The following is a 24,796-nucleotide window of genomic DNA, read 5'->3' as shown; positions in this document are numbered from 1 at the left end:
CGCCCTCGTATCAAGCGGCCTGTGCGGCGCGCTGGCTCAAGGAGCGGTTAAGGGCGCTGAACAGGGCTTTGAAGCTGGCGGTGGTGATGTTCTCGTCTATGCCAATGCCATGCACGGGGCGTTCGCCCGCCACGCGCAATTCAATATAGGCCGCGGCCTTGGCATTGGTGCCCGAACTAATAGCGTGCTCGTTGTAATCCATGATTTCCACGTCCACCGGCAGGCTGGTGACCAGCGCTTCCAGCGCACCGTTGCCTTTGCCGTGCCAGTGCAGGGTTTCGCCCTCGCTGCTGATCTCCACGAATACCTGGCTGTTACCATTCTCTTCGCTCAACCGATGGCTGACCAAAGCGTAAGGCAGGTTGGCTTGCAGATATTCCTTTTGCAGCAACTTGTAGAGTTGCTCGGCGGTCATTTCCAGGCCCAGGCGGTCGGTCTCGCCCTGCACGACCTGGCTGAATTCGATCTGCATGCGGCGCGGCAGGTTGATGCCGTATTCCTGTTCCAGCAAGTAGGTGATGCCGCCCTTGCCGGACTGGCTGTTCACGCGGATCACCGCCTCATAGCTGCGGCCAATGTCCGCCGGGTCGATGGGCAGATAGGGCACCTCCCACAAGCTGCCTTCTTTCTGCTGGGTAAAGCCCTTGCGGATAGCGTCCTGGTGGGAGCCGGAGAACGCGGTGTGGACCAGGTCCCCCACGTAGGGGTGGCGCGGGTGTACGGGCAACTGGTTGCATTCCTCGACCACCTTGCGCACGCCGTCGATGTCCGAAAAGTCCAGCAACGGGTCAATGCCCTGGGTATAGAGGTTCAGCCCAAGGGTCACCAGGTCTACGTTACCGGTACGCTCGCCGTTACCGAACAGGCAGCCTTCCACGCGATCGGCACCGGCCATCAAGCCCAGCTCGGTGGCCGCTACGCCAGTGCCACGGTCGTTGTGGGTATGCAGGCTGATCAACACGCTGTCGCGGCGGTTGATGTTCCGGCAGAACCACTCGATCTGGTCGGCATACACATTGGGCGTGGACACTTCCACGGTGGCCGGCAAGTTAAGAATGATTTTCTTCTCGGGCGTGGGGTTCCACACCTCGATCACCGCGTCGCACACCTCTTTGGCGAATTCCAGCTCGGTTGCGCTGAAGGTTTCTGGTGAGTACTGGAAAGTCCATTCGGTATCCGGCTGCTGTTCGGCGTATTTCACAAACAGCTTGGCGGCGCTGACCGCGATGTCCTTCACGCCGTGTTTGTCCTGGTTGAACACGATGCGGCGGAAGGAAGGCGAGGTGGCGTTGTATAGGTGAACAATGGCCTTCTTGGCACCGCGCAAGGATTCGAACGTGCGTGCAATCAGGTCTTCACGAGCCTGGGTCAGCACTTGAATGGTGGTGTCCTCGGGTACGTGGCCGTCCTCGATCAGGGTGCGGATAAAGTCGAAATCGGTTTGCGAGGCGGAAGGGAAGGCGGCTTCAATTTCCTTGACCCCTACCTTGACCAGGGTTTTCCAGAACCGCAGCTTTTTCTCGGCATCCATTGGCTCAATCAGAGACTGATTGCCATCACGCAGGTCCGAACTGCACCAGATAGGCGCCGTGGTGATGGCCTTGGAGGGCCAGGTGCGGTTAGGCAGGTCAATGGTAGGGAAGGCGCGGTACTTGCTGGAGGGGTTCTTGAGCATGGTCATGGGGTGAAAATCCTTTCGCAACGACGGCAACGGGTCGGCTTGGCTTCAATAGGCTGAGTAAGGCGAGGCGCAACTGTTTAGCCCGGCAGTCGGTCACTGACCAGGTTCAGGCTCAGGTGCTGGCGAAGCAGAATGTGGGTAGTGGGATTACTCATGCCTCAAACCCTAACCAGTGCAGGGAGGAGTCGCAAGTACGTCATAAAAATTAGTAGAAGAAGCCAATTTAATTCGATTTTTAGGCAGAAAATCTTATTAATCACTGAAAAACAGAGGGGTGTTGCGTCCTTCCTGAGCAAGGGAGGTAACGCGCCAAGCGTATGTTTGGCCCAGGCTCTCGTTCTCTCAACACTGTAAAAAATGCAATGACGAATTCCCGGCTAGTAGAGAGGTGGTAATCGGCTGTACCAAAAGTCGAGCTGGCTGGCGTAGTAACGTACTGTCTCAATCTTGGCCTTGTTGGCCCTGGTTCGCGTAACAACGTAGCCAAGCCGTCCTTCGGCCGTTTGTGACAGTGGGAATTCCGTGGTTAGCACCTCATGAGCGGTATCCAGACGTTTGACGTTACTGCCATTAGCCAGATGCCTTCCTTCCCGACCTTCTAAAAAGCTGCGCGCCTTGCCGGACATGCCCCGACCGCCATATCGATAACTGGTCAGTAATTTATCGCTGGGCACGCCTGCGCGGCTAAGTCGAGAGATGACATAGGGTTCGGCGAGTTCACGCGCGTACTGGGCGTATTGACCGGCGCGTATAGCCGCTGTGCGCTCTACCTGTAATGCCCCCCTCCAGGCTTTCGATGTAGAGCTCAGCGCCATGACGCTTACAGGGTCTAGATGCGACGCAATCGTCCGGCTTACCTCAAGCACTTCATCAAGGGAGCGAGCTATAGCAGTAACAGGTAGGGGCATGTGCCCTGTGGGGTCAGTTACATTCAGGGGATCGCCTGAACAAAACCCATAAGCGTTCAGCCCGCCCTTCCCAAAAGGGCTGAGGCTATCGGCGGACGTAAAACGCATTAGCCGCGGCGAGTACATCCGGTAGCCGTTACCTAGAAGATAATAACCCCCTGATTCGTACCAGGCGCCATGCAAACCAGGGTTGGGTGCGTCCAGACGCCTGTGGCCCCAGGCCGTCAGGGGGACCGCGCGGCGTTCACGTGTGGAGGGCAGGAGTGCATTTACGGTATCAAGTGTGTCGGTGATGAATAACATGGCCATAGGTCCACAAACTCTGAACCCGCAGCATACAAGTTCATAGGCCCATGGTATTCCTGGCACTCTGTCAGGCTAGATCGCGTACTGTCTGGCATCCCTGGCGCACCCACTCATCGCGCGCCAATGAAGATCGCCGGGTCCACACGCGCATCGTTCAAGCTCACATTCCAATGCATATGCGGCCCGGTAGCGCGGCCTGTGCTGCCCACCTTGCCTACCACCGCGCCGCGCGCCAGTAACTGGCCAGCGCTGACACCTATCTTCGACATATGGCAAAACATGCTGATAAAGCCTTGACCATGGTCCACGAACACCGTGTTGCCGTTGAAGAAGTAGTTGCCCACCAGGATGACCTTCCCGGCGGCCGGGGTTTTGATAGGTGTGCCTGCGGGCACCGCGAAATCCAGACCGGCGTGAGGGTTGCGCTCTTCGCCATTGAAGAAGCGGCGTACGCCGAAGCGGCTCGACAGGGGGCCATTCACGGGTTTATCCAACAGCAGGTTGCTGGGCGTACCGGGGCTGAAGCTGGCATAGGCGCGGTTTTGTTCCGCCAACTCTTTATTGATACGTACAAGGTCGTCGGGCTCGGGGTTGACCTGCCGTTTGTTCTTAAGGGTGATGCGTTGCTCGGGGTAGGTCTTGCTGCCCACGGTAAAAGCCACGCTGCGCTGGCTGCTTCCCTGACGCACCTGCAAGGCCAGTGGCCCAGGTGGGGTGTTCAAGGCGATGCCTACCACGGCCCGCCAGGTGTCCTGCTCCTTGACCACCAGCACTGGCTTGTTGCCTAGAAAGGCCTGGGGCGCGCCAGGCGCGTTGCCGAGGTCCACCACGGCCACGCCGCCCGGTACCGGTGCGTTCAACTGGCGGGTGAGGTAGCTGTCGGCCCAGGCGGGCAGGGCACAGAGGGCAAGCAGCAGGGTGAGCAGTGATCGGTACATGGTCAGTCCAACAGCGAAGGGGTGACCGAAGCCACCGGGTGGTCTTGGGCGCGAACGCTATGCTCGCCCTTGGCCTGGCGAGCGGTCAAGCGCTTGCCTGGGGGCAGTGGGTTGAACGGGAAGCCTGTGTAAACCCATAAGAAACCATGAAACGCCGTGATGCACGCCTGTGCTCGCTGATCTGTGCTGCCGGTCGCTCCCCATGACCGTTCGTCGCTGCAACACTGTGCGCCATTCGTGGTCACCGGGTTGCCGCATCGCTTGCTGCCAGCAAGTGTTACCCAAGCGCAACCCTGTGCTCCGCACTGTTCTCGTACTGCATATGGGTATGCCATGCACAGGTTTTTCATGCTCGCGGCGCTCTTGCTCGGCGCCAATGGTTCAGCGACAGGGTCGCCAGCGATCAACCCTGGCGCGATGTTTAATTTCTTGGATGCTGGCAAAAGCGCCTTGCTCAAGCGGGTGTACAACTCTGGCACCAGCACCGCCTTTATCAAGGTCACGGTGCAGGAAATCGTTATCGACGAGCAGGGCAATCAACGCGAGCTGGCGCCCCAGGCGCTGGGGGACGCGGCCATGCTCCAGCACAACACCCTTATCGCCAGCCCCGCGCGGTTGATCGTGCCAGCCAACGGCAGGCAGTCCACACGCTTGTTGTTTCTCGGCGCGCGCCCCAAGGAGCGTTATTTCCGGGTGCGCTTCATGCCTGTGCTGCCCAACCGCGCCGAGCGCTTCGACCTGAGCGACGCACAGCAGGATGCCTATAAGAAGGCGCTGTCCGCCGGCGTCACTGTGCTGTCCGGCTTTGGCACCGTGCTGTTCGTACGGCCCGATCAGGTGACCTACGACACCCGGCTACTGGACAAGGGCAGCCTTTATACGGTCGAGAACGCCGGCAACTCGGTGGTCGTGCTGGACCAGTTCAAGGATTGCGCCCGTGCCGAGCCTACCAACTGCAAGCCGCTTACCCAGCATTACGTGCTGCCTGGCAGGCACTACCAGTTCACCAGGTTACCTGACCGCACCTACAGCTTTGTGCTGCAAGAGGGCGCGAAGGAACAACCCGTGGCGCTCGGCGAAGCCGCCGGCTTGCCAGTCGCCACCCACACAACCCCCCAACCCAAAAGGAAGTAACCAATGCTGTTCAATACCCTCAAACGCTCACCACTGGCCGTAGCCCTGGCACTGGGACTGTTCGCCGGTACCGCCGTCGCGGCCGATGACGTGGTGGAACATCAGGTGCAGCTGATTGCAACCGTGCCCACCACCTCGTTCTATGTACAGCCAGCGGACAGCGGCTGGATCGGCTTGCCCCAGCGCATGGAATGGAACCTGGTGCAGGAAACCCTGGATCGCTTCCGTAAGCCATTCGATATCAAGCATACGGCCGGGTCCATCCAGGCGCGCCTGACGGATACCGACGCGTACCTGAGCAATGGCACCAACTCCATCCCCTTGGTGGTCAGGTTCAACGACAAAGTGCTGAGCAGCACAACGCCGATAGAAGTGGCCAGCGCCAGCGAAGCCGCCGCCGGCCAACGGGTAACCCTGGAGATCGCGCCAGGGGCCAAGCCTGCTGGTGGCTTCGCGCCGGGTGAGTATTCGGGCAACGTCAACATGACCTTCGATGCCGTGGTGGCGCCGTAACGGTACCGGCACCTTCTGGCAACAGGCCCGCCCGGCAGAACGACGCCGGCGGGCCCCTGCTGATGAATCAAGCGCCTCGCAAGGGCCCCTCGACTTACGCCTAAACGGGAAAACAATGTTCAACAATGCACTCAAAGGTGCCTTGCTGGCGTGCTATTGCCTGGCGGTACTGCCAATAGACCTCGCAAACGCCGGGAATGCCAAGGCCCACTTGCCCGTGCTTAACCAGGCCGCCGACTTGCCGGAAGGCTTCGAAGCGCACTTTTTCGACGTGCCCCTGGCCATGCGCGTTGAAGTGGACGGCCGCTTTCTGGGGGATGCCTTAGCCGTGGTCAGCCGCGATGAAACCGTTCGCTTGCTCAGCTTTACCGATACCCAGGACAGCAGCATCCCGGAGACGGAGCGTCAGCTCTGGGCTCAAGCGCTGGCCGAAGACACGCCACTGGGCACCTGTGCCAGCAATTGCCCGAACGGGCTGATTGCCCTTCACTACCAACTCGAAGACTCCCAGCTGTTTATTCTCACGCAAAACGTGGAAAGGGGCGCGGTTCCAGCGCGGTTCAACAGCCTGCCCGAAGCAGGCACCTATGGCCTGGTGCTGCAAAACCAATTGAACATCGCCGGCGGTAGCGACGAGAACGCCGGGCGCTACTACCTGCAAGCCAGCGGCAGCCTGGGCGACTGGAGCCAGACGGCCACCGCGCAGCTCGCCAAGACCGGCGAGCCGGGCGCGCCGCTGTACCATTCGATCAACGAGCTTTACACCCAGCGCGAACTGCAAGGGCAGTTTTTCCGCCTGGGTTATTTCACCCCTGACGCGCTGGGCCTGTACCAACGTCCACGCCAGTTCGGTGGCAGCCCAGACACCACCTTGGGGCTGATGTACGGCAGCAGCGACAGCCTGGCCGTCGAAACCGCCAGCCCCAGTACCTACCCGGTCTATGTCACCCCGGCCCGCCCAGGCGTGGTCGAGATCTATCGCAACGGAGTATTGATCAACAGTCAGGCCGTGCAAACGGGGCTGCAAGCGATCGATACCCGCAAGCTGCCCGGCGGCATCTACCCGGTTGAAGTACGGGTAGTGGAAGATGGCACGGTGACCTCCACTACCGAAGAAGTGATCTACAAGCCTAACAACTGGCATAACGCCGAACAGCGCTGGCGCTATAACCTTTACGCGGGCCGCAATGCCCAACTGCTCAATAATTGGGACGACACGCCCAATCAGAGCGCGACCTTTGGCGGGCTATTCAACTACCTGGCCCACCCACGGCTTGTGCTGGGGCTCTCTGCCCAGCGCATCGCGGAGAAAAACCAGTTGGGCACGTCCATGGACTGGACCGTCAGCGACAGGGGCAGCCTGTACGCCAACCTGTACCAGACCCGCCAGTACGGCACCGGCATGGACGTGCAAGGCATTTACCGGTACGGCAGCGGCAGCCTCTCGTTCAACCACAACCGCGCCTGGCTCGATACTCGCAAGACCTATGATTACCTCGACGGCGTGAGGGTACGCCGTCGCAACAATTACACCGGCCGCACCCAAACCACGTCGTTCTCGATCAACCACCGGTTGAATCTGGACAGCAGCCTCAATGCCCGGATTGCTCACAGCACCGGTAATGTACAGGGTGTCGCCCTGGACCTGAGCTGGCTGCGCAACGGCAAGTTGTTTGGCAGCAACGTCAACTGGCGGGTATCGCTGTTTGACCGGCCCGCCACCGTGACCACCGGCAGCCAACGCAACCGGGGCGTGGAGGTAGGTATCAATATGGCGCTGGGCGGTGCCGGCAGTAATATTTCCGCCAGCCTCGGTAGCCGTACTGGCCCGGATGGCAGCCGCGACCTCAATGCCTCGCTGGGCTACCAGCGCCATTATGACGATGGATTGCTGCGTGGCTATTCCGGCACGCTTACGGCCGATACCTACGGCACGGGCCTCGCGGGCCAGGCGTATTTCCAGACGTCGCAGTTCAACGGCGACCTCTATGCCCAGCGCTCGTCTTATAACGATGACCTGAGCGGCGGCCTGAACCTGGACAGCACCCTGGCGCTGGGTGGCGGCCAGGTGGCGGTCAGCGGGCGGTATTACGGGAACCAGGCGGCGATGATCGTGGATGTTGACTCCGACCTGCCCGGCCTGGCTTTGCGCGCCGATGACCTGGGCGGCGGCCACAGTGGCGAACTCAAGCCAGGGCGCAACCTCATCCCGGTAGGGGCCTTCAAGAGCGGTGCGGTGCAATTCGACTTTGCCACGGCCGACGCCTATGCCGCGCATATCCAGCCGTCCCTGAGCCGCTATCACCTGAACAAGGGCGCGGTGCAGTACCAACAGGTGCGGGTCTTCAAGACGGTCTCGGTACTTGGCCGCCTGCTCGACCCTCAAGGCCGCCCCATGCGTGGCGCGCGCATCAACAACCACGCCAGCTCCGGCGTGACCGAGGCCGACGGCTTCTTCGTGCTGGAAATGAGCGAATCCACGCCCACCCTGGAGGTGAGTCATGGCGGCCGACCGGCGTGCACCATCGTGCTCGACCCAGGCCAGCACAGGCGTGAAAACGACGTATTGATGGTCGCGGACCTCACTTGCCGGCCAAACGCCCCGGCGGTCGCGCGGCAGGAGGGTTAAAGTGCGCAACCTGCTTATTGCAAAAGGCGCTTTCGGGCGCCAACTCAGCGGCCTGGCCAATGGAACAAGGGGAGCGATGATGCGTACCGCTATCGCGCTGGTCATGGCCAGCGGCTTCACCACGCTGTTCGCACCCGTTGCCCAGGCGGCGCAGCTGAACGTCACGGCGGTGTACTCCCCGGACAAGGCTAACCCTGCCCATAACAGGTTTGTGAACACCACGCCCAACGAGGGGTATTGTGATCGGTACCCTGGGCAGTGCCCGGACATGTTCAGCATTTTGTTACCCGTGACCTTTCAGACCACAACCCCCATCGAGCCGCCGGACGTTGAGCCCGATCCGCGCAAGGGTGCGTATTTTCAGCTGCCGTCGAGTTTCCGTACCGTTAGGGTTACCCACGAAAAGACCGGGGCCACGGCGGAACTCAAATTCAGGGTGTCGGGCTTTGGGGGCGAATATCAGGTGTCCATGCCTGATCCGGTTCCCGCCCACAGGGATATGTGGGACTACACCTGGGTTAACACCCCAGCGCCCTGCCGGTATTCAGGAGTGGGGTACTACGGGTTAAGGTGGTATGGGTGGTTCTGGCGAGTCCCCGAAGGGGTGGGCGCGTGTATCAAAAAGGCGAGGATGACCATTCCCGCGCCCTTTATGTACAGAACGCTATCGATTGCCTACGAGCTGATCACGCCAGACCCGCTCAATATGGACCTTGGCCGCTACCATGGCAGCCTGACCCTGGGGGTTGGCCCAGGGCGGGACTTCGACTTTGGCGACAATTCGCTGCCCTCGGACGAAGAGCTCACCATCAATTTCGACCTGGCGGTGAATCACCTGCTCAAGGTGGATTTCCCGCCCGGCTCGGACCGCGCGATCTTGCAGCCCCCTGGGGGCTGGCAAGCGTGGATCAATACCGGTAAAAACGCCCCATCATTGGCGGCGCAGCAGCGCTTCAAGCTGTCCAGCTCCGGGGCGTTCAGCGTGCACCTTGAGTGCGAATACACCGTAGCGGGCACCTGCGCGATACAGGAGCCGAGTGGGCAATCGAAAGTCCCGGTGGATATTTCACTGAGCTTGCCCTACGGGGTGGTGGCGCGGGATAGCCAGCAACCGGTGCAACGCCACAGGCTGCTCATGGGCAGCAACAATGCCCAGGTGTTTCAGACCAAGGTGGTTCAGTTCGATCGCACGGCCACGCTTTACTATGATATGGCGGCCAGCGCCACCGCGCAGATGGCGGCGTACGCCGGGCAAACCTACACAGGGGTAGCCACGGTCGTGTTCGACGCCAGCCTCTAGGTGAGCGGGTGCCGAGGGCCGCGCGGTAGGTTCCTAGACAGGATGATGGGCCAGGGAGTGCGGCTTGACGTTTGAATGTCTTGGGAGGCCGCGTGACGCGCTATGTGATAGACCAAACTACCCTCTTCGACGATGAAGCGTTTGAATTGTCTTGTGTTGCAGACCCAACTGCCATGGTGCTGCTGGGCGCGGCGGCCAGCCGCTGCCTGACGGCGCTGCTTGAGGCGCAAGGCACTATCGTCACGAAAAAAGAGCTGCTTTATAAAGGCTGGGAACGCTATGGGCAGCAGGTGTCTGGCAATAGCGTCAACCAGTCGGTGGCGCAGATCCGGCGCTGCCTGGTAAGCCTGGGGCAGTCGCCGGACTGGCTGGTGACCGTGCCACGCATCGGCTACAAAGTGGCCGACTGCCTGCCTATCGACAAGCTGGACGGCGAGCGTACGCAAGCGCCGGTGGCCGTTCCGACCGTGGCGAAGGTACTGCCCGCCGAACTTGATCCTCCGGCCGTGCCTGGAAGGGCAAGACGCCCTGGCATCGTTCGAGGCGCACGTGCCCGGGCCCTGTGGCGGCGCGTTCGCCTGCTGGCCTACACCGGTGCGTTCCTGGGGCTCAATACCGCGCTTGCGTTCAATTGGGAGGCGCGGCGCAGTGCATCCCCCTTAGGCAGCGAAGTGCTTGCCCCGTATATGCCGGTGGCAAGCCATGGCCCGCCGCGCTTCTTTGCAGGGGCTACCTTGGCGGGCAAGCCCGAGGCTATAGGGCGGCACATCCGCAGGTTGCAACGGCTGCCGCCCGGCGCCATGCCTTTGGCCGAGCGCCCTTACGTGTATATCAACGGCACGCTGCGCGACGATGTGTACAGTTATTTCCTGTGCGACGCGCCTATTGACCATGCCCAGGCCGCCTGCCTGTCGTACCTGATCGTCGATGAGCGTGTTCAATGAGCGCGCTCAATGTACTGCGCGTAGGTTGCGTGCTGCTGTTGGCCATTGCCCCATGGGTACTGGCCACCGGGGTGTTCACGCCAGCAAGGCTCCAGTGGCAGTGCGATACACCCTTCGAGGTGCTGCGGCTCACGCCCCAAGGCCAGCAAATCCGGGTGTTCGCCCGGCTCAGCCAGTACTACCATCCCAACGGGCGCGGCCTGGAACGGCTCAATGGGCGCGTGGAAACCCTTACGCAGGGCATGCCATTACAGGCGCGCACGTTCCATCGCGTAGCCGAGTTCGCCTATGGCCAGGCCGGCCCTTACCTGAAAAAACGCATAGACAAGGTCGCCCGCGGAATGGGGGATACCATGCCGGCCAAGTGGGCGCTGGAGTATTTTCATGAGCCGGACAGCGATTACTACCTGCAAGTGATGAGGGTCGGGGAGCATGCCCGCGCGTTGGGCGCTATCGCCATGCCCAGGCTTTATTGTTCGGCCCCGCCCGCGTAGCGGCGGGGTTACCCGCGCCCGGGGCGACACGGTTATGAAGCCCGTCGCCACCGTAGATCAATCGAACAAGGGCAGGGTCACGGGTGTGTGGCTGTTGTCTTCCACCCGCACGGTCAATTCCCCTTCGCCCAGCCTTGCCGTCAACCGCTGGCCGGGCTGGGCCTGGCTAGCGCCGCGGATCGCCTGTCCGCGAGCGTCTAGCAAAATGCTGTAGCCGCGCCCCAAGGTGGCCAGCGGGCTGATGATATTGAGCGCTTGGGCCTGCGCTTGCAGGCGAAGGCGATCCCGATGCAGCCGGGCCTGGATCGCCTTGGGAAGCCGCTGGCGCAATTGCTCCAGGCGTTGGCCCAGCAGGGCCAGGGTGCGCCCGGGGTGCTGCGCGGCCAGGCGCGCATCCAGGTGCGTCAGGCGTTGGCGGCGGTGCGCCAGCGCGGCGGTGAAGGCGCGGCGCAGGCGCATGTCCAGGTCATCAAGCCGTTGCGCCTGCTGGCGCAGCTTTTCGCCAGGGTGGCGCAAGCGGCGGGTAAGGCCTTCCAACTGCAGGCGATCATGGGCCAGGCGGTGCTGCATGCGCAGTAACAGGCGGCGTTTGAGGCTGGCCAATTGGCGTTGCAGGTCGTTGCTGTCCGGCGCCAGCAGTTCGGCGGCAGCCGTGGGCGTTGGGGCACGCACGTCCGCTACAAAGTCACTGATGGAGACATCGGTTTCATGCCCTACGGCGCTGACCACTGGTGTGACGCAGGCGTCAATCGCCCGTGCCACGGCTTCTTCGTTAAAACACCAGAGGTCCTCCAGCGAGCCGCCGCCCCGCGCGAGGATGATTGCATCGAAGCCGTGCCGGTCCGCCAAGCTTAGGGCTTTTACAATCTGCCCAATGGCCTCGCGCCCTTGCACGGCGGTGGGGATGACCGTGAGCTGAACTTGGGGTGCCCGGCGGCGGAATACACTGATGATGTCCCGAATAACCGCCCCGCCTGGGGAGGTCACAATGCCGATGCGGCGAGGGTGCGCTGGCAAGGCTTGCTTACGCTCGGCGCTGAACAGGCCCTCGGCGCTAAGCTTATCTTTCAGCGCCTCAAACGCCAGGCGTAGCGCGCCATCCCCTGCAGGCTCCACGGTATCGAGTATCAGCTGGTAATCGCCTCGGCCTTCGAACAATGACACCTTGCCACGCACCTTGACCGCGAGCCCATCGCGCAGCGCCTGGCGCACCCGCGTAGTGTTCTGCCGGAACAGCGCGCAACGCACTTGGGCGCTGGCGTCTTTCAAGGTGAAGTACAAATGGCCCGAGGCCGGGCGCGCGAGGTTGGAGATCTCGCCTTCCACCCAGACGCTGCTGAACACATCCTCCAGCAACACCCGGGCGCGCCCGTTGAGTTGGGAAACGGTGAGGACTTGGCGGTCCAGGCCTAGCCTGGCAAAGGGGTCGGTATTCATAAGCCGATGATAATGCCAAGCAGGTCGGCTGTCGCGGCTGCTGATGGTAGAATCACCAACCGTTCCGTCGTTGTATGGCGTTCACATGGCTTCGCAAAGCATTCTGGTTCCACAACTCTCTTCCGTTCCCGGCAACGAAGGCGCCGCTAGCCTGATGCTGCGCTGGCTGGTGCATAAAAACATCGTTGACGGTCAGGCCACCACCTGCTGCCGAGGCGGCAACGGCATGGGCTATGCCATCACCGAAGGTGCCCGGCGCGTGGTCAAGCGCCCGGAGCTGCTACCCTTCAAGGAGCGCTTCAACGGTGTACGTATCGTAACCAAGCGCTGCATCTATACGCCGCAAAAAGGCTTTCTCGAAGAGGCCGGTTGCCCCAAATGCCGGCGCGAAGTGGGGGAGCCATTGTTCGAGAGCCTGGATGAGTGGTACCCCGGCGTGACCGATAACTTCACTTGCCCCTTGTGCGGCTTCGAGGACGACATCAACGGCTTTCTGTTCCTGCAACCCTGTGGCTTCTCCAACCTGGGGTTTATCTTCGAAGGCTGGAGCGAAGCCGGGTTTACCGAGGCCTTCGTAGAGGCCTTCGCGCAGCGGCTGGATTGGCCGGTGCGCTTGGTCGACGTGCAACTGTAAAGCATGCGCGCATTGAGCCTGTGGGGATAAACAGGTATCATGACGCGCTTCCATTTTCCCGCCCGGGAGCCCCCGCGATGCTGCGTATCAGCCAAGAAGCCCTGACTTTCGATGACATTCTGTTGGTCCCCGGTTATTCCGAGGTACTGCCCAATGAAGTCAGCCTCAAGACCCGTTTGACCCGTGGCATCGAACTGAATATCCCTCTGGTGTCCGCTGCCATGGACACGGTGACCGAGGCCCGTTTGGCCATTGCCATGGCCCAAGAAGGTGGCATCGGTATCATCCACAAGAACATGACCGTCGAACAACAGGCCGCGGAAGTGCGCAAGGTCAAGAAGTTCGAGGCCGGCGTGGTAAAGGACCCGATCACCATCGAGGCCGACGCCACGGTACGTGACCTGTTCGAGCTTACCCGCCTGCACAATATCTCTGGCGTACCCGTGCTGCATGATGGGGACCTGGTCGGTATCGTCACTTCCCGCGATGTGCGCTTCGAAAACCGCCTGGACATCCCGGTGCGCGAAGTGATGACCCCGCGCGATCGCTTGGTGACCGTGCGTGAAGGCGCCACCAAGGAAGAAGTTCGCCAGCTGCTGCACAAGCACCGCCTGGAGAAGGTCCTGATCGTCGATGGCGACTTCCAGCTCAAGGGCATGATGACCGTCAAGGACATCGAGAAAGCCAAGGCCTATCCGCTGGCCAGCAAGGACGACCAGGGTCGCTTGCGCGTGGGCGCCGCGGTCGGTACCGGCAAAGACACCGGTGACCGTGTTGCCGCCTTGGTCGCCGCTGGCGTGGACGTCGTGGTGGTGGACACCGCCCACGGCCATTCCAAGGGCGTGATCGATCGCGTTCGCTGGGTCAAGCAAACCTTCCCACAGGTGCAGGTGATCGGCGGCAACATCGCCACCGGCGCCGCCGCTCGCGCGTTGGTAGAGGCAGGCGCTGATGGCGTGAAGGTCGGTATCGGCCCGGGCTCCATCTGCACCACCCGTATCGTCGCAGGGGTTGGCGTGCCGCAAATCAGCGCCGTGGCCAACGTGGCCGAAGCCCTGAAAGGCACTGACGTTCCCCTGATCGCCGACGGCGGCATCCGTTTCTCCGGTGACCTCTCCAAGGCTATTGTAGCCGGCGCCTATTGCGTGATGATGGGCTCGATGTTCGCCGGTACCGAAGAAGCCCCGGGCGAAGTGGAGCTGTTCCAGGGCCGCTCCTATAAGGCCTACCGTGGCATGGGCTCCCTGGGCGCCATGGCGCAGGCACAAGGCTCTTCGGACCGCTACTTCCAGGATTCCTCCGAAGGCGCCGAGAAGCTGGTCCCTGAAGGCATCGAAGGCCGCGTGCCCTACAAGGGCGTACTGTCAGCCATCATCCATCAGTTGATGGGCGGCCTGCGGTCTTCCATGGGCTACACTGGCAGCGCCAACATCCACGAGATGCGCACCAAGCCGGAATTCGTACGCATCACCGGTGCCGGCATGGCCGAGTCCCACGTGCATGACGTGCAGATCACCAAGGAAGCGCCCAACTACAGGGTCGGCTAAGGCTGACAGCTTCAAGCCATAAGCTTCAAGCGGCAAGTGGTCCGAGCAGGGCTGCCTGCCGCTATTCACACTACTTGCAGCTTGCGGCTTATGGCTTGCAGCTGCCCTCCAAGGTTTCCCCATGGCCCTCGATATTCACGCCCACCGTATCCTGATCCTCGATTTCGGTTCCCAGTACACTCAGCTGATCGCCCGCCGCGTGCGGGAAATCGGCGTGTATTGCGAGCTGCATCCGTTTGACATGAGCGATGAAGCGATCCGCGAATTCGCGCCGCGTGGGATCATCCTCGCCGGTGGCCCGGAATCCGTACACATGGCCAACAGCCCACGCGCGCCCCAGGCCGTGTTCGACCTGGGCGTGCCGCTGTTCGGTATCTGCTACGGCATGCAAACCATGGCCGAACAGCTCGGCGGCCGGGTAGAGGGCTCCAGCCTGCGTGAATTCGGCTACGCTCGCGTAGACGTGGTCGGCAAAAGCCGCTTGCTCGGCGGGATCGAAGACCATATCGACGCCGACGGCGTATTGGGCCTGGACGTGTGGATGAGCCACGGCGACAAGGTCACCGAAATCCCGCCCAGCTTCCACGTGCTGGCCAGCACCCCAAGCTGCCCCATCGCCGGCATGGCCGACGACGAGCGTGGCTACTACGGCGTGCAGTTCCACCCAGAAGTCACCCACACCAAGCAAGGCGGGCGCATCCTCTCGCGCTTCGTGCTGGACATCTGCGGCTGTGAAGCCCTGTGGACCCCTTCACGCATCGCCGACGACGCCATTGAACACGTGCGCGCCCAGGTAGGCGATGCCAACGTACTGCTGGGCCTCTCCGGCGGCGTGGATTCTTCAGTAGTCGCGGCCTTGCTACATAAGGCCATCGGTGACCAGCTCACCTGCGTATTTGTAGACAACGGCCTGCTGCGCCTGCACGAAGGTGAGCAGGTGATGGCCATGTTCGCCGAGAACATGGGTGTGAAGGTCATCCGCGCCAACGCCGAACAGCAGTTCCTGGACAACCTGGCCGGCGAAGCGGACCCAGAGAAAAAGCGCAAGATCATCGGCCGCACCTTTATCGACGTGTTCGACGCCCAGGCGAGCCAGTTGCACAATATTCAGTTCCTGGCCCAAGGCACCATCTACCCCGATGTAATCGAGTCCGCTGGCGCCAAAAGCGGCAAGGCGCACGTGATCAAGTCCCACCACAACGTGGGCGGCCTGCCGGAGGAAATGAACCTCAAGCTGGTAGAACCCCTGCGCGAGCTGTTCAAGGACGAGGTCCGCCGCCTTGGCCTGGAACTCGGCCTGCCCTACGACATGGTCTACCGCCACCCCTTCCCAGGCCCAGGCCTGGGCGTGCGCATCCTCGGTGAGGTGAAAAAGGAATACGCCGACCTGCTGCGCCAGGCCGACCATATCTTTATCGAAGAACTGCGCAACGCCGACTGGTACCACAAAGTCAGCCAGGCGTTCGTGGTGTTCCAGCCCGTGAAATCCGTAGGCGTGGTCGGCGACGGCCGCCGTTACGCCTGGGTCGTGGCGCTGCGCGCGGTAGAAACCATCGACTTCATGACCGCCCGCTGGGCACATTTGCCGTATGAACTGCTGGAAAAAGTCAGTGGGCGGATCATCAACGAGATTGAGGGGATTTCGCGGGTGACGTACGACGTGAGCAGCAAGCCGCCGGCTACTATTGAGTGGGAATGATTGGGCGTCCGGCATTGCCGGGCACGATCTAGCAATAAACGCCCTGGAGCCCGCGTAATTGCGGGCTTTTGGCTTTTTGGGTCTGGCAAATTCCGGCAGTTTTGTGCATCGCCAAGCACCGTGTTTATGTGGCATGGTACGGGGTATTGACTGAGCCAAATGCCATGCTTGGTGCTCGATATCATGTTCATTCTCCCAGTGCTGGCATGGTATCGAGTAAAGTCCCGGTTTTACTGGGGATAGACCCAATTTTCCGCGCTTTTCAGGGCATGGTACTTCTTTATGGGAATAGTGGAAGCCATGCTCACCGATACCAAGCTTCGAAATCTCAAGCCCCAGGACAAGCTCTACAAGGTGATTGACCGTGACGGTTTGTACGTAGTCGTCACCCCGGCCGGCTTGATCTGCTTTCGCTACAACTACTCCATCAACGGCCGGCAGGAGACCAGCACCTTCGGTCGTTATGGCTTAGGGGGGATCACGCTGGCAGAGGCCCGCGAGCTGCTAGGGGAGGCGAAGAAGATAATCGCCACTGGCAAGTCTCCGGCAAAGGAGAAAGCGCGTGCGAAGGCTCGCACGAAGGGCGCAGAGACCTTTGATGATTGGGCTGAAAAATGGCTGCGCGGCTATCAGATGGCGGACTCGACACGAGATATGCGCCGGTCAGTCTATGAGCGCGAATTGAAGCCGAAGTTTGGCAATCAGAAGCTCGCTGAAATCACTCATGAGGATCTGCGAGCACTGACCGACGCGATAGTGGAGCGGGGTGCGCCTGCAACCGCTGTCCATTCGCGTGAGATCGTGCTGCAGGTCTTTCGTTGGGCCGTTGAGCGTGGTCAGAAGGTTGAAAACCCCGCGGATCTAGTAAGGCCTGCCAGCATCGCTAAATTCGAGCCACGCGACCGGGCGTTGACGCCTGATGAAATTCCGCTGATGTACCAGTACATGGATCGGATCGGTACTGCGACTGCTTACTCACGGTGCCGCTGCTGGGAGGCTGGCGATGTTCGAAGAAACAATCCGTGCATTAAAAAAGCTTGGCGAAGAAAAATCTACTGTCGCCATTTCCGCAGACGATGAGAACTACTTTGATCGCGAGTGTCCCGCCCCAGAATGCCTAGCTCAGTTCAAGGTTCTGATGGCAGATTGGGAGGACAAAGTTAGGGACGAGGAGGTCTTTTGCCCGTTCTGCGGCCATACCGCTGATGCTCAGAGTTGGTGGGCCCAGGAACAACTGAATCATGTGCGGGACGCTGCTCTAGCGAATGTTCAAGCGGCTATAGGGGGGGCGCTTCGCGTTGATGCGCAGAGATTTAATCAGAGGCAGCCTAGCGGTGGATTCATCTCCATGAGCATGAAAGTGGACAGCAGGCCTCAAAATGTTCCGATCCCCTATGCAGCGGCAGCGCCCATGCGTCTCAAGATCACCTGTGGCGAATGCAGATGTCGGTATGCCGTTGTCGGGGCGGCGTATTTCTGTCCATCTTGCGGGACAAACGCTGCGGAACTTGTCTTCGACCTCACGGCACAGGGCATCCGGCAGTCGCTTGAAGCAGTTAACGCCATCAGAGTTGCTATAGCAGACGCGGATACTGCTGAGAACACGTGCCGTCTGATCGTTTAGAGCGCTTTGCAGAACGCGGTGACGGCATTTCAGAGGGTTACAGAAGCGCTTCACGCGCGCGTAGCGCCGACAGCGAAGACCCGGCGCAACGCATTTCAGAATCTTGCCGAGGGTTCAGCTCTCTGGGCGGCCGCAACAGGAGGCGGTTACGACAAGCATCTTACGGTCGTCGAGATGGAACAACTGACAACTGTCTTCCAGCAGCGTCATCTGCTCGCGCACACGCAGGGTGTTGTTGATGATGATTACATCCGAAAAACCGGTGACACACGGTATAAATCTGGGCAGCGGTTGGTAATCAAGCGCGAGGCTGTGGCTGAAGCGCTTAATCTAGTCGAGCAATTGACGCGTGGCATCCGCCAGGACGCTATAGATAAAGGGTGAACTTATTAACAGCTGGTTTTGGCGAATAGCGGACGCCAGTAAGAGGCGGCTATCGGCCAATAGCTGCCCCTCACGGGTGACCGCTACAGGGCAAAGTCAGCTACGCTGATGACCATCGCAAGCACTGAACGGAATCATAGTCGCGGCTAGCTGCTTTTGGCAAAATCATTAGCTGAGCACTGTCCAAACTCGCCTAAGTAAAAATAGGGTTTAATCATGGTCGGAAATAAAAATTCAACTTTCTGTGGTTCGGAGCCTACATGGGCAAATGCCTGCGTAGGAGACAACGGCAGCCCAGGATATTTTGAGTATTCCAAAGGTTTTTCCACCGCTGCTAACTTACTGATTGATCAAGTTCTTTCCAAGAAAATGGATATGGAAATTGATGATCTAGTATATCCCGTTTGTTTTAATATGCGCCATTCGGTGGAGTTAAGGCTGAAAGGAGCAATTCAGGAACTGTCGTTCGTAGCCAAAGCGAAAAAATACGAATTTTCGTTCGATTTATCCGGGTCGCATGATATTGGAAACATTTGGAGCTTTTTCAAGCTTAACTCTGAGATTCTGGATGGCCGTTATGAAGATATTAACAACCTAATTGCCGAAACCATCTCGGATATTGCAGAGGTAGACGCCACCGGGCAGACGTTTCGTTACCCTTTAAGCAATGAAAGCAAAAAACACCTGACTGACGTCGCATCTATTAATTTTTTTCGTTTAAAAGAAAAATTTGGGCAGCTAGAAAGCAACTTGGATAAACTACATAATTTGAATCTGTGGCTTAAGGATGAATATGCTCAAGGAACTTTTATATCAAGGCTTTCACGCCCAATGATTTATAGACTGGCCAGAGATCTACCTCCGAAATCTGAATGGGCAACACCAGGATTTAAAGATATCAAACAACAGATTATGTGTAAGTACGGTATTGGTAGCAGAGATCTGTCGAAAGCTGTTGAAAAAATAAAATCGCATTATTTTCTTTCTTCTCTGATAGGCGACCCGTTACCACTTAAAGGCATAATCCCAGATCAGCTATTTTTCTTCTTTGATCAGTGGGCACCTCAGAATGCCAAGAGCTTAATCCCAGAAGCACCAAGCCTTGGTCTAGATTACTGGGATCGAACGGAGTCAATGCTTGATAGCATAAAGGAAAGAGTCAGCACTAGGAGTTTAGTTTGGAGTGAATTTGAGACGAGGCTGACGCCTGAATATCTCGCAGGATTGCATACTTTGTTTTATTTTGCGCGCGACAGGTTATACATAGAGTTTTACGAAGAGCTATATGAAAATACGCTCCGGGAAATTAATGGAGATTTTAGACTTGGCATTCAAAGTGTGAAAGAAAGCTTTATGCATATTTATGATAAAACAAATGCAATGTCCAGCATGGTAACTTCGCTTTATGCGTTAGGTCATAATGTTTTGGCTGAAGCTGTTGTTGATAGATATCAAGTTGATTCATCACTCAAATGGCTTGAAAGATCTAGGAGTGGCGAGCTTTTCTCCTATCCAGATTTTGCCAGATACTAAATTTATAGATCAACAGGCGGCAAGGGCAGGAGACTACTATGGTTGAAAGCTGCCAGCCGCTGGTGACCGCTATAAACCCATAGCTGACGGTCACGATAGGCAAATATCCGCTAACTGCTGCCCTATTGTGATAGGCAGCGGGCAAAGCAAAGCTGTCGCTCACCATGGGCTAAAAACGGCCAGAAGCGGACGTTCGGCAACCCCAAAGCGCAGTCACTATGAACAACTACTATCTAAAACTCTAAAACTCTTAATTTTTTAGTAAGCCAAAGTCACAGCGATAGAATCTTAGCGAACCTTTACCTCGGAGAAAACAGTGGGCAGGTTAGATAGTATATCAGCCAAAAGCCCTTGATTTGCTTTAAGTATCTTAAAATCAAAAGTATTGTTTGCGCTCATAACTTTTTCCAAATTTTCTGCAATATGCTTCGATACTTCTCTGTCCGAGTATCCTTGGCCATACAGCCACATATGAAATTCGTCTGATAAACCGAGCTTCAGCTGATTTTGAAGCGATCTGGCATTGGTTAAAATTACGTCGCCTATAGATTTCCCTTCGACTATATCGGCTAATCCACCAACTAAGAGCATCCCATCATAGGAAAGGGCAGAGCAAAAATCCACAATATGCTCTTGAGTGATGGTGCGAATTTGTGTTTTGGCTTGCACCTTTATGGCGCTTTTTTTTGCGTAGGTCAATATACTGTGGTAGCTATCGCCATTGCACCAACGCTTCGCAATTTCTACAGCATGGTTTTCTGGGCGTATATTGGAAATAACTTTGCTGATGGAAAATTTTGCTATTAGTGGCCAGCAAACATTGAGTAACTCTTGCGGTGATTCACTGAGCTCAAGATCCCATAAGTTTTCATCAATCCAGTTCTCAATAAACCTAAGTTGGTCGAGGCCGAGTAAAGTTTTTCCGTAGTATGGAAATTTTTCAGACGGCACGGATTGTAGGCGTGTATGGATTATTGCGAAAATTGCTAGTAATTGCGCCTTCTCATCGTCCTCAGCAAGGTAGTAGGCTAGAGTTTCTTTGGCGAGATCTAAGAATACTTCTAGTTTAAGTAGAGAGTCGTCATCCTTAAGCATTGATAGAAAATAACTTTCTATTGCATTGAGTGTTTGTTCTTTTGTATCCATTTCTTTCATGAGTTCAGTTACATCATTTTTACTCGCGAGTCCCCATTGCCACCATTCAGTCCGCCGAGCCGCAGGCCTTTGAACAAACTCTAGAAGGTCATCTTTGGCTTGTTCAAATGTGAAAGGCTTTATAATGTCAATTAGGCTGCTTAGGCAAGCTTCCGAATTGTTGAAGTCTAACAATTTGAGAGTGTCATTCCACTTAAACCTTCCTTTCCAATTGTGGCGACCATCGTAGACTTTGGGATCGGTGAAGATTATACCCCCCTCCGTGTGATACCCTGATCGTCCAGCGCGCCCGATCAAATTTTGAAACTCTCTCGTGGAGATCCGCCGTCCTGCCTGCATTACGCTTGATACAAGCAAATACTTAATTGGAAGATTTACACCTTGTGCCAGGGTTGAGGTACATATCACGAGATGGGCAGCTTTTTTATCCATTGCCCATTCGATAGCTATTCTCAAACCATTTGGCACGGCTGAGCTGTGTGGCAGAACTCCTAGAGGGATCGCTTCCGAAAAAATGTGTTTGTCTGAAAAGTGTAGCTTTGACAGGAATGCGATTTTCGACAGTTCCTTCTCATCGGATATTTCGCTGGGTTTTGGAGTCGACAGACCACGGTCGTAAACTTTGACCACTGTTTTGCATAGAGTGACAATAGACCTTTTGTCCCCACAAAAAATAGCTACAGGCCCTTGATGGCAGAGTTTTAAGCCGAGATAACATGAAATTGTTTGGGTCTTCTCTCTGATTGGAAATATAAAATCTTTTTTCTCGAGTCCGCGACGGCCAAGATTTACCTGTTGAATAATTTTAGGTACATAGAGTCCGCTGTCGTATTTGTTATCTCGTCCGAGATAGCTCAGTTGACCCATGTCTGTAATCCAGCTGAGGAACGCCACGCTCTTTATGGATGGGAGCCAGTTGCTACCTTGAATGTTTACGCTGGACTCGCCGTTAAGCCACTCCCCAATAGTTTCCGCGTTAGACATTACAGCAGAAATCAGCACTTTCTGAGTATTGGATGGAATAGTCTCTTTTAGGGAAGCGATAAGAAGCTCGTAAGTGACCCCGCGTTTTCCGCTGTCAAACTGGTGTCCTTCATCGAATATAAGAAGATCGATTTTTTCAGCAAGCGATGGCTCATGGCGTAGTAAATATACTAGCTTCTCAGGTGTGGAGACGATTATGGTATGGTCGTACCTTCCTTTATAAGCTTCGCCCAAGAGAAATTTTAGAAATTCCTGCTCGTCATCATCAACATTGGTAATATCTCTAAGCTCATTGACATTAACCGAGTCATATTCAAAAGTATGCATGAATCCCTGAGTGATTTCACGGCACAGCGCTCGAAACGGGGCCACTATGATTGCGAGTTTTGCTCGTCCTGAAAGGAAGGCGCTCCGAATTATCAATTCCGCTGATTTAGTCTTTCCTGCGCTAGTGGGCATCTGCATGACTGCTGAAGCACCTCTCAACACTCCTAGTTCCCCAACGAGACGCTGCCCAGGCCAAAACTCTTTAATAAAACGATCATTAGCAAGTGTTTGTTTCCAATGATCTACCGACAGGCCGGAATATTTCGGGAGGCATACAAGCGAAGAGTTATCAATCTTCCTCTTTATCAATGCCACGATGGTGTCTACGAGCAACAATTCGCGATCTGTTCCACTGGAATAGACCAATCTACGAATGTTTGAAAGCTCATCTTCTACATCTAAAAGGTCAGCATCCAAGTTTGTAAAAGCTCGATAGGCTAAGGCAACACTTCGTATCTGATGATTATAGGCGCCAGTTGGGGATAGGCTAAAATTTCTGTTAAGTTCCGACTTTAACAACCAAGTCAGAAGCCGCTCCAACTTGCTATTGGTTAAGTCGTTAGGAGTGTCTGATATCGAACGAGCCAATACTAATGAGCTGCCTGGCATGTCCGCCAGATAATAAGAGGCGGAGCTTAAAATTCTTAGATATTCGTCTGTTTCAGGAGTCAGTCTGGCTGTACTCATCGACTCAAAATACTGCCCCGCTAGTACCAACTGCTCTTTGAGTATTAGCCTGTATTCGTGTCGCTTATCGTCCTCTCTGGACTCAAGGGCGGCTAACTCACCAAGGATACCTACGGTAAATACAAGTAGCCGCTTAGGGTCTTGGGGGAGTTCAATATGGTGCTTTTCATCGATCCCGAACTCGTACTGCTTTGCTTTGGCGCGAGTAACGTCAAGAATGACGCGTGCTTTAACTTCAAGCTTCATCTGCGGCTCTCCGGTAAAGCTCGTGAATAAGTGTCATCAATTGGCTTCCGCTTATGATCAGCAATTCCAATTTTTCTGAATTGGGGTGGTTGTTAGTAGTCGACGTAGCCACTACGGTTTCGTGCATTGATGACTCTGTATAGACTGCCGCGGCTCCGTACCTACGCTTGCAGGGATGATCTGGCTCTCTTTGAAAACGATCGACCATTTGCAATCCGTCGAAATCTTTTCTGTCGAATAATTTTTGTCGCATCGCGTTCAAAGATTCTGCTAAGCGCATTTCATCTTTGACTGAATGATCAATTGCATCCTGAAGGACATTTAGCTTGGTGTTTTCACTTGCCTTGGCTTTAACTTCGAAAATCAACAACTCATCATTGTCACTAATAACATCTGGTGTTTTCTTGAAAGCAATAACATCAGAGCCTTTGGTTGATTCATTGGCTATACCCTTGCGATCATATCGCGTCCGGGGAACCTGATAGCTTTGGATATATTCGAGGTAATCGGCTACCAATATCTCAGCGAAATCACCTGCTCGTGTGCTCGGGCCGGGAGCAACTGACTGATGTGGGAATTTTTCAGTCAATAAGTATTCAGAGTTTGTTTTTAATGGGTTTTTAAGAAACTGGAGTTCTTCATCTTGGCAGTAATGGTTTCTGAAGTGCTTTGCCCATGCTGACATAATTTCGCTGTCCAAAGCATCATGTTCAAGCTTATAGACTGGGATAGGCCGCCCACAAGCTGATTTATAAGTATTGATTTGCTTGAGCCAAGTAAGATGGGCTACCACTAATGTCATTTCACATCCTATGTGTATTTAGACAAATTTGGCTAATCAGAGGGCAAGCATTTCAGCCTTTGATGAAGGCATCTCGTCCGAGCGATGATGCCTTACGAGGTCCTTTTTAGCTAGGCGCTCAGAGGCACTCGCTTGCAGCCGGCCGACAGGCAGTTTTTGGCCGGTTTCTATCAGTCATATATGCATGCAGTACCGGCCAGAGTCGGACGGTTTTGTCGTGGTCTGAGTAGGCTATTCTTGAGGCTGAGGGTATCTATAAACTAGGGGCGATTCATGAAAGACGGTAGTCACGATGAGGCAATGGCAGAGCTTTTCCGGGTTGATCCGTCGTACGCGATTGAGCTGCTGGCCGAGGTTGTTCGTGACGGTGATGCGGATGAGTGGGCCATCCTAAAGCGTCAGCTATCGGCTGCCTCTGCCATGAGAGAGGCAAGCTCGGATTCTTGAGCGGGCTTTGGTTCTATCATGGCACTTTTCATGGTTTTTTGACTGTTTTATCTATGAATTTCCTGTATTATAAGGACTTTTCTGTTCAATTGATAATAGAGTGGGAGTGAGCCTACGCCCCCTAAGGGACCTGTGTTGACTAACAAAAATGCCTGCTCAGTTGCGCAATGCTGTTCACTTAAGCGGAGCAGCCTTGCGGTTAACCGGATACCGGGTTTTTGACATCTTCACCACTCTGGGCCTCGCTGGCCTAGGGCGTTTTGTTATGAAGAGCACACCAATGCTGCCACGCAGTTCCTCCAGGCGCCTCGGCGTATGTGATGGCGACACGGCCCCGGCCATGACCACCAGATGACTGGCAATGTACTGACAGGCAAACTTGAAACTTACTTCGCTGGGCGCCCGCTTGTGAGCGACCGCAGCCTGACTGGCCTCCCGGCGCA

General features: G+C 56.5%; 19 protein-coding genes and 3 pseudogenes. 14 read left to right on the top strand and 8 right to left on the bottom strand.

Annotated features, from left to right (window positions below):
• Positions 1–10 precede the first annotated feature (10 nt).
• The 4 genes and pseudogenes from leuA to ACWKV4_RS19530 all read right to left on the bottom strand — a co-directional run bounded on the left by leuA (position 11) and on the right by ACWKV4_RS19530 (position 4,078).
• The gene (gene leuA / locus ACWKV4_RS19545) at positions 11–1,681 is read right to left on the bottom strand and encodes a 2-isopropylmalate synthase (protein WP_483833826.1); all 1,671 of its coding nucleotides are present in this window, start codon (positions 1,679–1,681) and stop codon (positions 11–13) included.
• 905 nt (positions 1,682–2,586) lie between these two features.
• Positions 2,587–2,745, bottom strand: a pseudogene (locus tag ACWKV4_RS19540) (RHS repeat-associated core domain-containing protein); the annotation flags it as partial.
• 260 nt (positions 2,746–3,005) lie between these two features.
• Positions 3,006–3,833, bottom strand: coding sequence for a peptidoglycan DD-metalloendopeptidase family protein (locus tag ACWKV4_RS19535; RefSeq protein ID WP_483833827.1), 828 nt, complete (start codon positions 3,831–3,833; stop codon positions 3,006–3,008).
• Between the two features lie 2 nt (positions 3,834–3,835).
• Positions 3,836–4,078: a hypothetical protein gene (locus tag ACWKV4_RS19530; protein ID WP_483833828.1), complete on the bottom strand. Its 243-nt coding sequence runs from the start codon at positions 4,076–4,078 to the stop codon at positions 3,836–3,838.
• Positions 4,079–4,166: 88 nt separating this feature from the next.
• Between ACWKV4_RS19530 and ACWKV4_RS19525 the strand changes: the two genes are divergently transcribed.
• The 6 genes from ACWKV4_RS19525 to ACWKV4_RS19500 all read left to right on the top strand — a co-directional run bounded on the left by ACWKV4_RS19525 (position 4,167) and on the right by ACWKV4_RS19500 (position 10,847).
• Entirely contained in the window at positions 4,167–4,967 is an 801-nt protein-coding gene (locus ACWKV4_RS19525) for a hypothetical protein (RefSeq protein WP_483833829.1), read from the top strand.
• Between the two features lie 3 nt (positions 4,968–4,970).
• Entirely contained in the window at positions 4,971–5,480 is a 510-nt protein-coding gene (locus ACWKV4_RS19520; protein WP_483833830.1) for a CS1 type fimbrial major subunit, read from the top strand.
• Positions 5,481–5,595: 115 nt separating this feature from the next.
• Entirely contained in the window at positions 5,596–8,109 is a 2,514-nt protein-coding gene (locus ACWKV4_RS19515; RefSeq protein WP_483833831.1) for a TcfC E-set like domain-containing protein, read from the top strand.
• A 1-nt stretch (position 8,110) separates the two neighbouring features.
• Positions 8,111–9,409, top strand: a complete 1,299-nt coding sequence (locus tag ACWKV4_RS19510) for a hypothetical protein (RefSeq protein ID WP_483833832.1) — start codon at positions 8,111–8,113, stop codon at positions 9,407–9,409.
• Between the two features lie 92 nt (positions 9,410–9,501).
• The gene (locus tag ACWKV4_RS19505) at positions 9,502–10,353 is read left to right on the top strand and encodes a winged helix-turn-helix domain-containing protein (protein ID WP_483833833.1); all 852 of its coding nucleotides are present in this window, start codon (positions 9,502–9,504) and stop codon (positions 10,351–10,353) included.
• Positions 10,350–10,847 (top strand): hypothetical protein, encoded by a 498-nt coding sequence (locus ACWKV4_RS19500; RefSeq protein ID WP_483833834.1) that lies wholly within the window; start codon positions 10,350–10,352, stop codon positions 10,845–10,847. Before ACWKV4_RS19505 ends, ACWKV4_RS19500 begins: the two co-directional genes overlap by 4 nt.
• A gap of 57 nt (positions 10,848–10,904) precedes the next feature.
• Here the strand turns inward: ACWKV4_RS19500 and xseA are convergent, their stop codons facing one another.
• Positions 10,905–12,284, bottom strand: a complete 1,380-nt coding sequence (gene xseA / locus ACWKV4_RS19495) for an exodeoxyribonuclease VII large subunit (RefSeq protein ID WP_483833835.1) — start codon at positions 12,282–12,284, stop codon at positions 10,905–10,907.
• A gap of 85 nt (positions 12,285–12,369) precedes the next feature.
• Here xseA and ACWKV4_RS19490 point away from each other — a divergent pair, with 85 nt between their 5' ends.
• The 7 genes and pseudogenes from ACWKV4_RS19490 to ACWKV4_RS19460 all read left to right on the top strand — a co-directional run bounded on the left by ACWKV4_RS19490 (position 12,370) and on the right by ACWKV4_RS19460 (position 19,705).
• Positions 12,370–12,918: a sugar ABC transporter ATPase gene (locus ACWKV4_RS19490; protein ID WP_483833836.1), complete on the top strand. Its 549-nt coding sequence runs from the start codon at positions 12,370–12,372 to the stop codon at positions 12,916–12,918.
• A gap of 77 nt (positions 12,919–12,995) precedes the next feature.
• A complete protein-coding gene (guaB, locus tag ACWKV4_RS19485) occupies positions 12,996–14,465 on the top strand; it encodes an IMP dehydrogenase (protein WP_483833837.1) in 1,470 nt (489 codons plus the stop codon).
• A 121-nt stretch (positions 14,466–14,586) separates the two neighbouring features.
• Positions 14,587–16,164 carry a glutamine-hydrolyzing GMP synthase gene (guaA, locus tag ACWKV4_RS19480; RefSeq protein ID WP_483833838.1) on the top strand — a complete coding sequence of 526 codons (1,578 nt, stop codon included), beginning with the start codon at positions 14,587–14,589 and terminating at the stop codon, positions 16,162–16,164.
• A 300-nt stretch (positions 16,165–16,464) separates the two neighbouring features.
• Positions 16,465–17,130 (top strand): annotated as a pseudogene (locus tag ACWKV4_RS19475) (tyrosine-type recombinase/integrase); the annotation flags it as partial.
• Positions 17,131–17,167: 37 nt separating this feature from the next.
• The gene (locus ACWKV4_RS19470; RefSeq protein ID WP_483839552.1) at positions 17,168–17,788 is read left to right on the top strand and encodes a hypothetical protein; all 621 of its coding nucleotides are present in this window, start codon (positions 17,168–17,170) and stop codon (positions 17,786–17,788) included.
• A 6-nt stretch (positions 17,789–17,794) separates the two neighbouring features.
• On the top strand, positions 17,795–18,172 hold the full coding sequence (locus tag ACWKV4_RS19465; protein WP_483833839.1) for a hypothetical protein: 378 nt from the start codon (positions 17,795–17,797) through the stop codon (positions 18,170–18,172).
• A gap of 216 nt (positions 18,173–18,388) precedes the next feature.
• Entirely contained in the window at positions 18,389–19,705 is a 1,317-nt protein-coding gene (locus tag ACWKV4_RS19460) for a hypothetical protein (RefSeq protein WP_483833840.1), read from the top strand.
• A 288-nt stretch (positions 19,706–19,993) separates the two neighbouring features.
• Here the strand turns inward: ACWKV4_RS19460 and ACWKV4_RS19455 are convergent, their stop codons facing one another.
• Positions 19,994–23,104: a DEAD/DEAH box helicase gene (locus ACWKV4_RS19455; protein ID WP_483833841.1), complete on the bottom strand. Its 3,111-nt coding sequence runs from the start codon at positions 23,102–23,104 to the stop codon at positions 19,994–19,996.
• A complete protein-coding gene (locus ACWKV4_RS19450; protein ID WP_242788595.1) occupies positions 23,094–23,906 on the bottom strand; it encodes a Hachiman antiphage defense system protein HamA in 813 nt (270 codons plus the stop codon). The genes ACWKV4_RS19455 and ACWKV4_RS19450 overlap by 11 nt, the downstream gene beginning before the upstream one ends.
• Positions 23,907–24,179: 273 nt before the next feature.
• Here ACWKV4_RS19450 and ACWKV4_RS19445 point away from each other — a divergent pair, with 273 nt between their 5' ends.
• Positions 24,180–24,353: a hypothetical protein gene (locus ACWKV4_RS19445; protein WP_483833842.1), complete on the top strand. Its 174-nt coding sequence runs from the start codon at positions 24,180–24,182 to the stop codon at positions 24,351–24,353.
• 174 nt (positions 24,354–24,527) lie between these two features.
• Here the strand turns inward: ACWKV4_RS19445 and ACWKV4_RS19440 are convergent.
• Positions 24,528–24,796, bottom strand: a pseudogene (locus ACWKV4_RS19440) (IS4 family transposase); the annotation flags it as partial.

It is taken from the genome of Pseudomonas artemisiae, assembly GCF_057128685.1.
The sequence above is the reverse complement of the archived record's forward strand: the minus strand, read 5'-3'. Positions and strand labels throughout refer to the sequence as shown.

Excerpts from the sequence above, each read along its gene's own strand:
- ACWKV4_RS19450 (WP_242788595.1), bottom strand. The coding sequence starts at position 23,906 with ATGACATTAGTGGTAGCCCATCTTACTTGGCTCAAGCAAATCAATACT.
- ACWKV4_RS19470 (WP_483839552.1), top strand. The coding sequence starts at position 17,168 with ATGTTCGAAGAAACAATCCGTGCATTAAAAAAGCTTGGCGAAGAAAAA.
- ACWKV4_RS19455 (WP_483833841.1), bottom strand. The coding sequence starts at position 23,104 with ATGAAGCTTGAAGTTAAAGCACGCGTCATTCTTGACGTTACTCGCGCC.
- leuA (WP_483833826.1), bottom strand. The coding sequence starts at position 1,681 with ATGACCATGCTCAAGAACCCCTCCAGCAAGTACCGCGCCTTCCCTACC.
- ACWKV4_RS19500 (WP_483833834.1), top strand. The coding sequence starts at position 10,350 with ATGAGCGCGCTCAATGTACTGCGCGTAGGTTGCGTGCTGCTGTTGGCC.
- ACWKV4_RS19490 (WP_483833836.1), top strand. The coding sequence starts at position 12,370 with ATGGCTTCGCAAAGCATTCTGGTTCCACAACTCTCTTCCGTTCCCGGC.
- guaB (WP_483833837.1), top strand. The coding sequence starts at position 12,996 with ATGCTGCGTATCAGCCAAGAAGCCCTGACTTTCGATGACATTCTGTTG.
- xseA (WP_483833835.1), bottom strand. The coding sequence starts at position 12,284 with ATGAATACCGACCCCTTTGCCAGGCTAGGCCTGGACCGCCAAGTCCTC.
- ACWKV4_RS19515 (WP_483833831.1), top strand. The coding sequence starts at position 5,596 with ATGTTCAACAATGCACTCAAAGGTGCCTTGCTGGCGTGCTATTGCCTG.
- ACWKV4_RS19445 (WP_483833842.1), top strand. The coding sequence starts at position 24,180 with ATGAAAGACGGTAGTCACGATGAGGCAATGGCAGAGCTTTTCCGGGTT.
- ACWKV4_RS19525 (WP_483833829.1), top strand. The coding sequence starts at position 4,167 with ATGCACAGGTTTTTCATGCTCGCGGCGCTCTTGCTCGGCGCCAATGGT.
- guaA (WP_483833838.1), top strand. The coding sequence starts at position 14,587 with ATGGCCCTCGATATTCACGCCCACCGTATCCTGATCCTCGATTTCGGT.
- ACWKV4_RS19535 (WP_483833827.1), bottom strand. The coding sequence starts at position 3,833 with ATGTACCGATCACTGCTCACCCTGCTGCTTGCCCTCTGTGCCCTGCCC.
- ACWKV4_RS19460 (WP_483833840.1), top strand. The coding sequence starts at position 18,389 with ATGGTCGGAAATAAAAATTCAACTTTCTGTGGTTCGGAGCCTACATGG.
- ACWKV4_RS19520 (WP_483833830.1), top strand. The coding sequence starts at position 4,971 with ATGCTGTTCAATACCCTCAAACGCTCACCACTGGCCGTAGCCCTGGCA.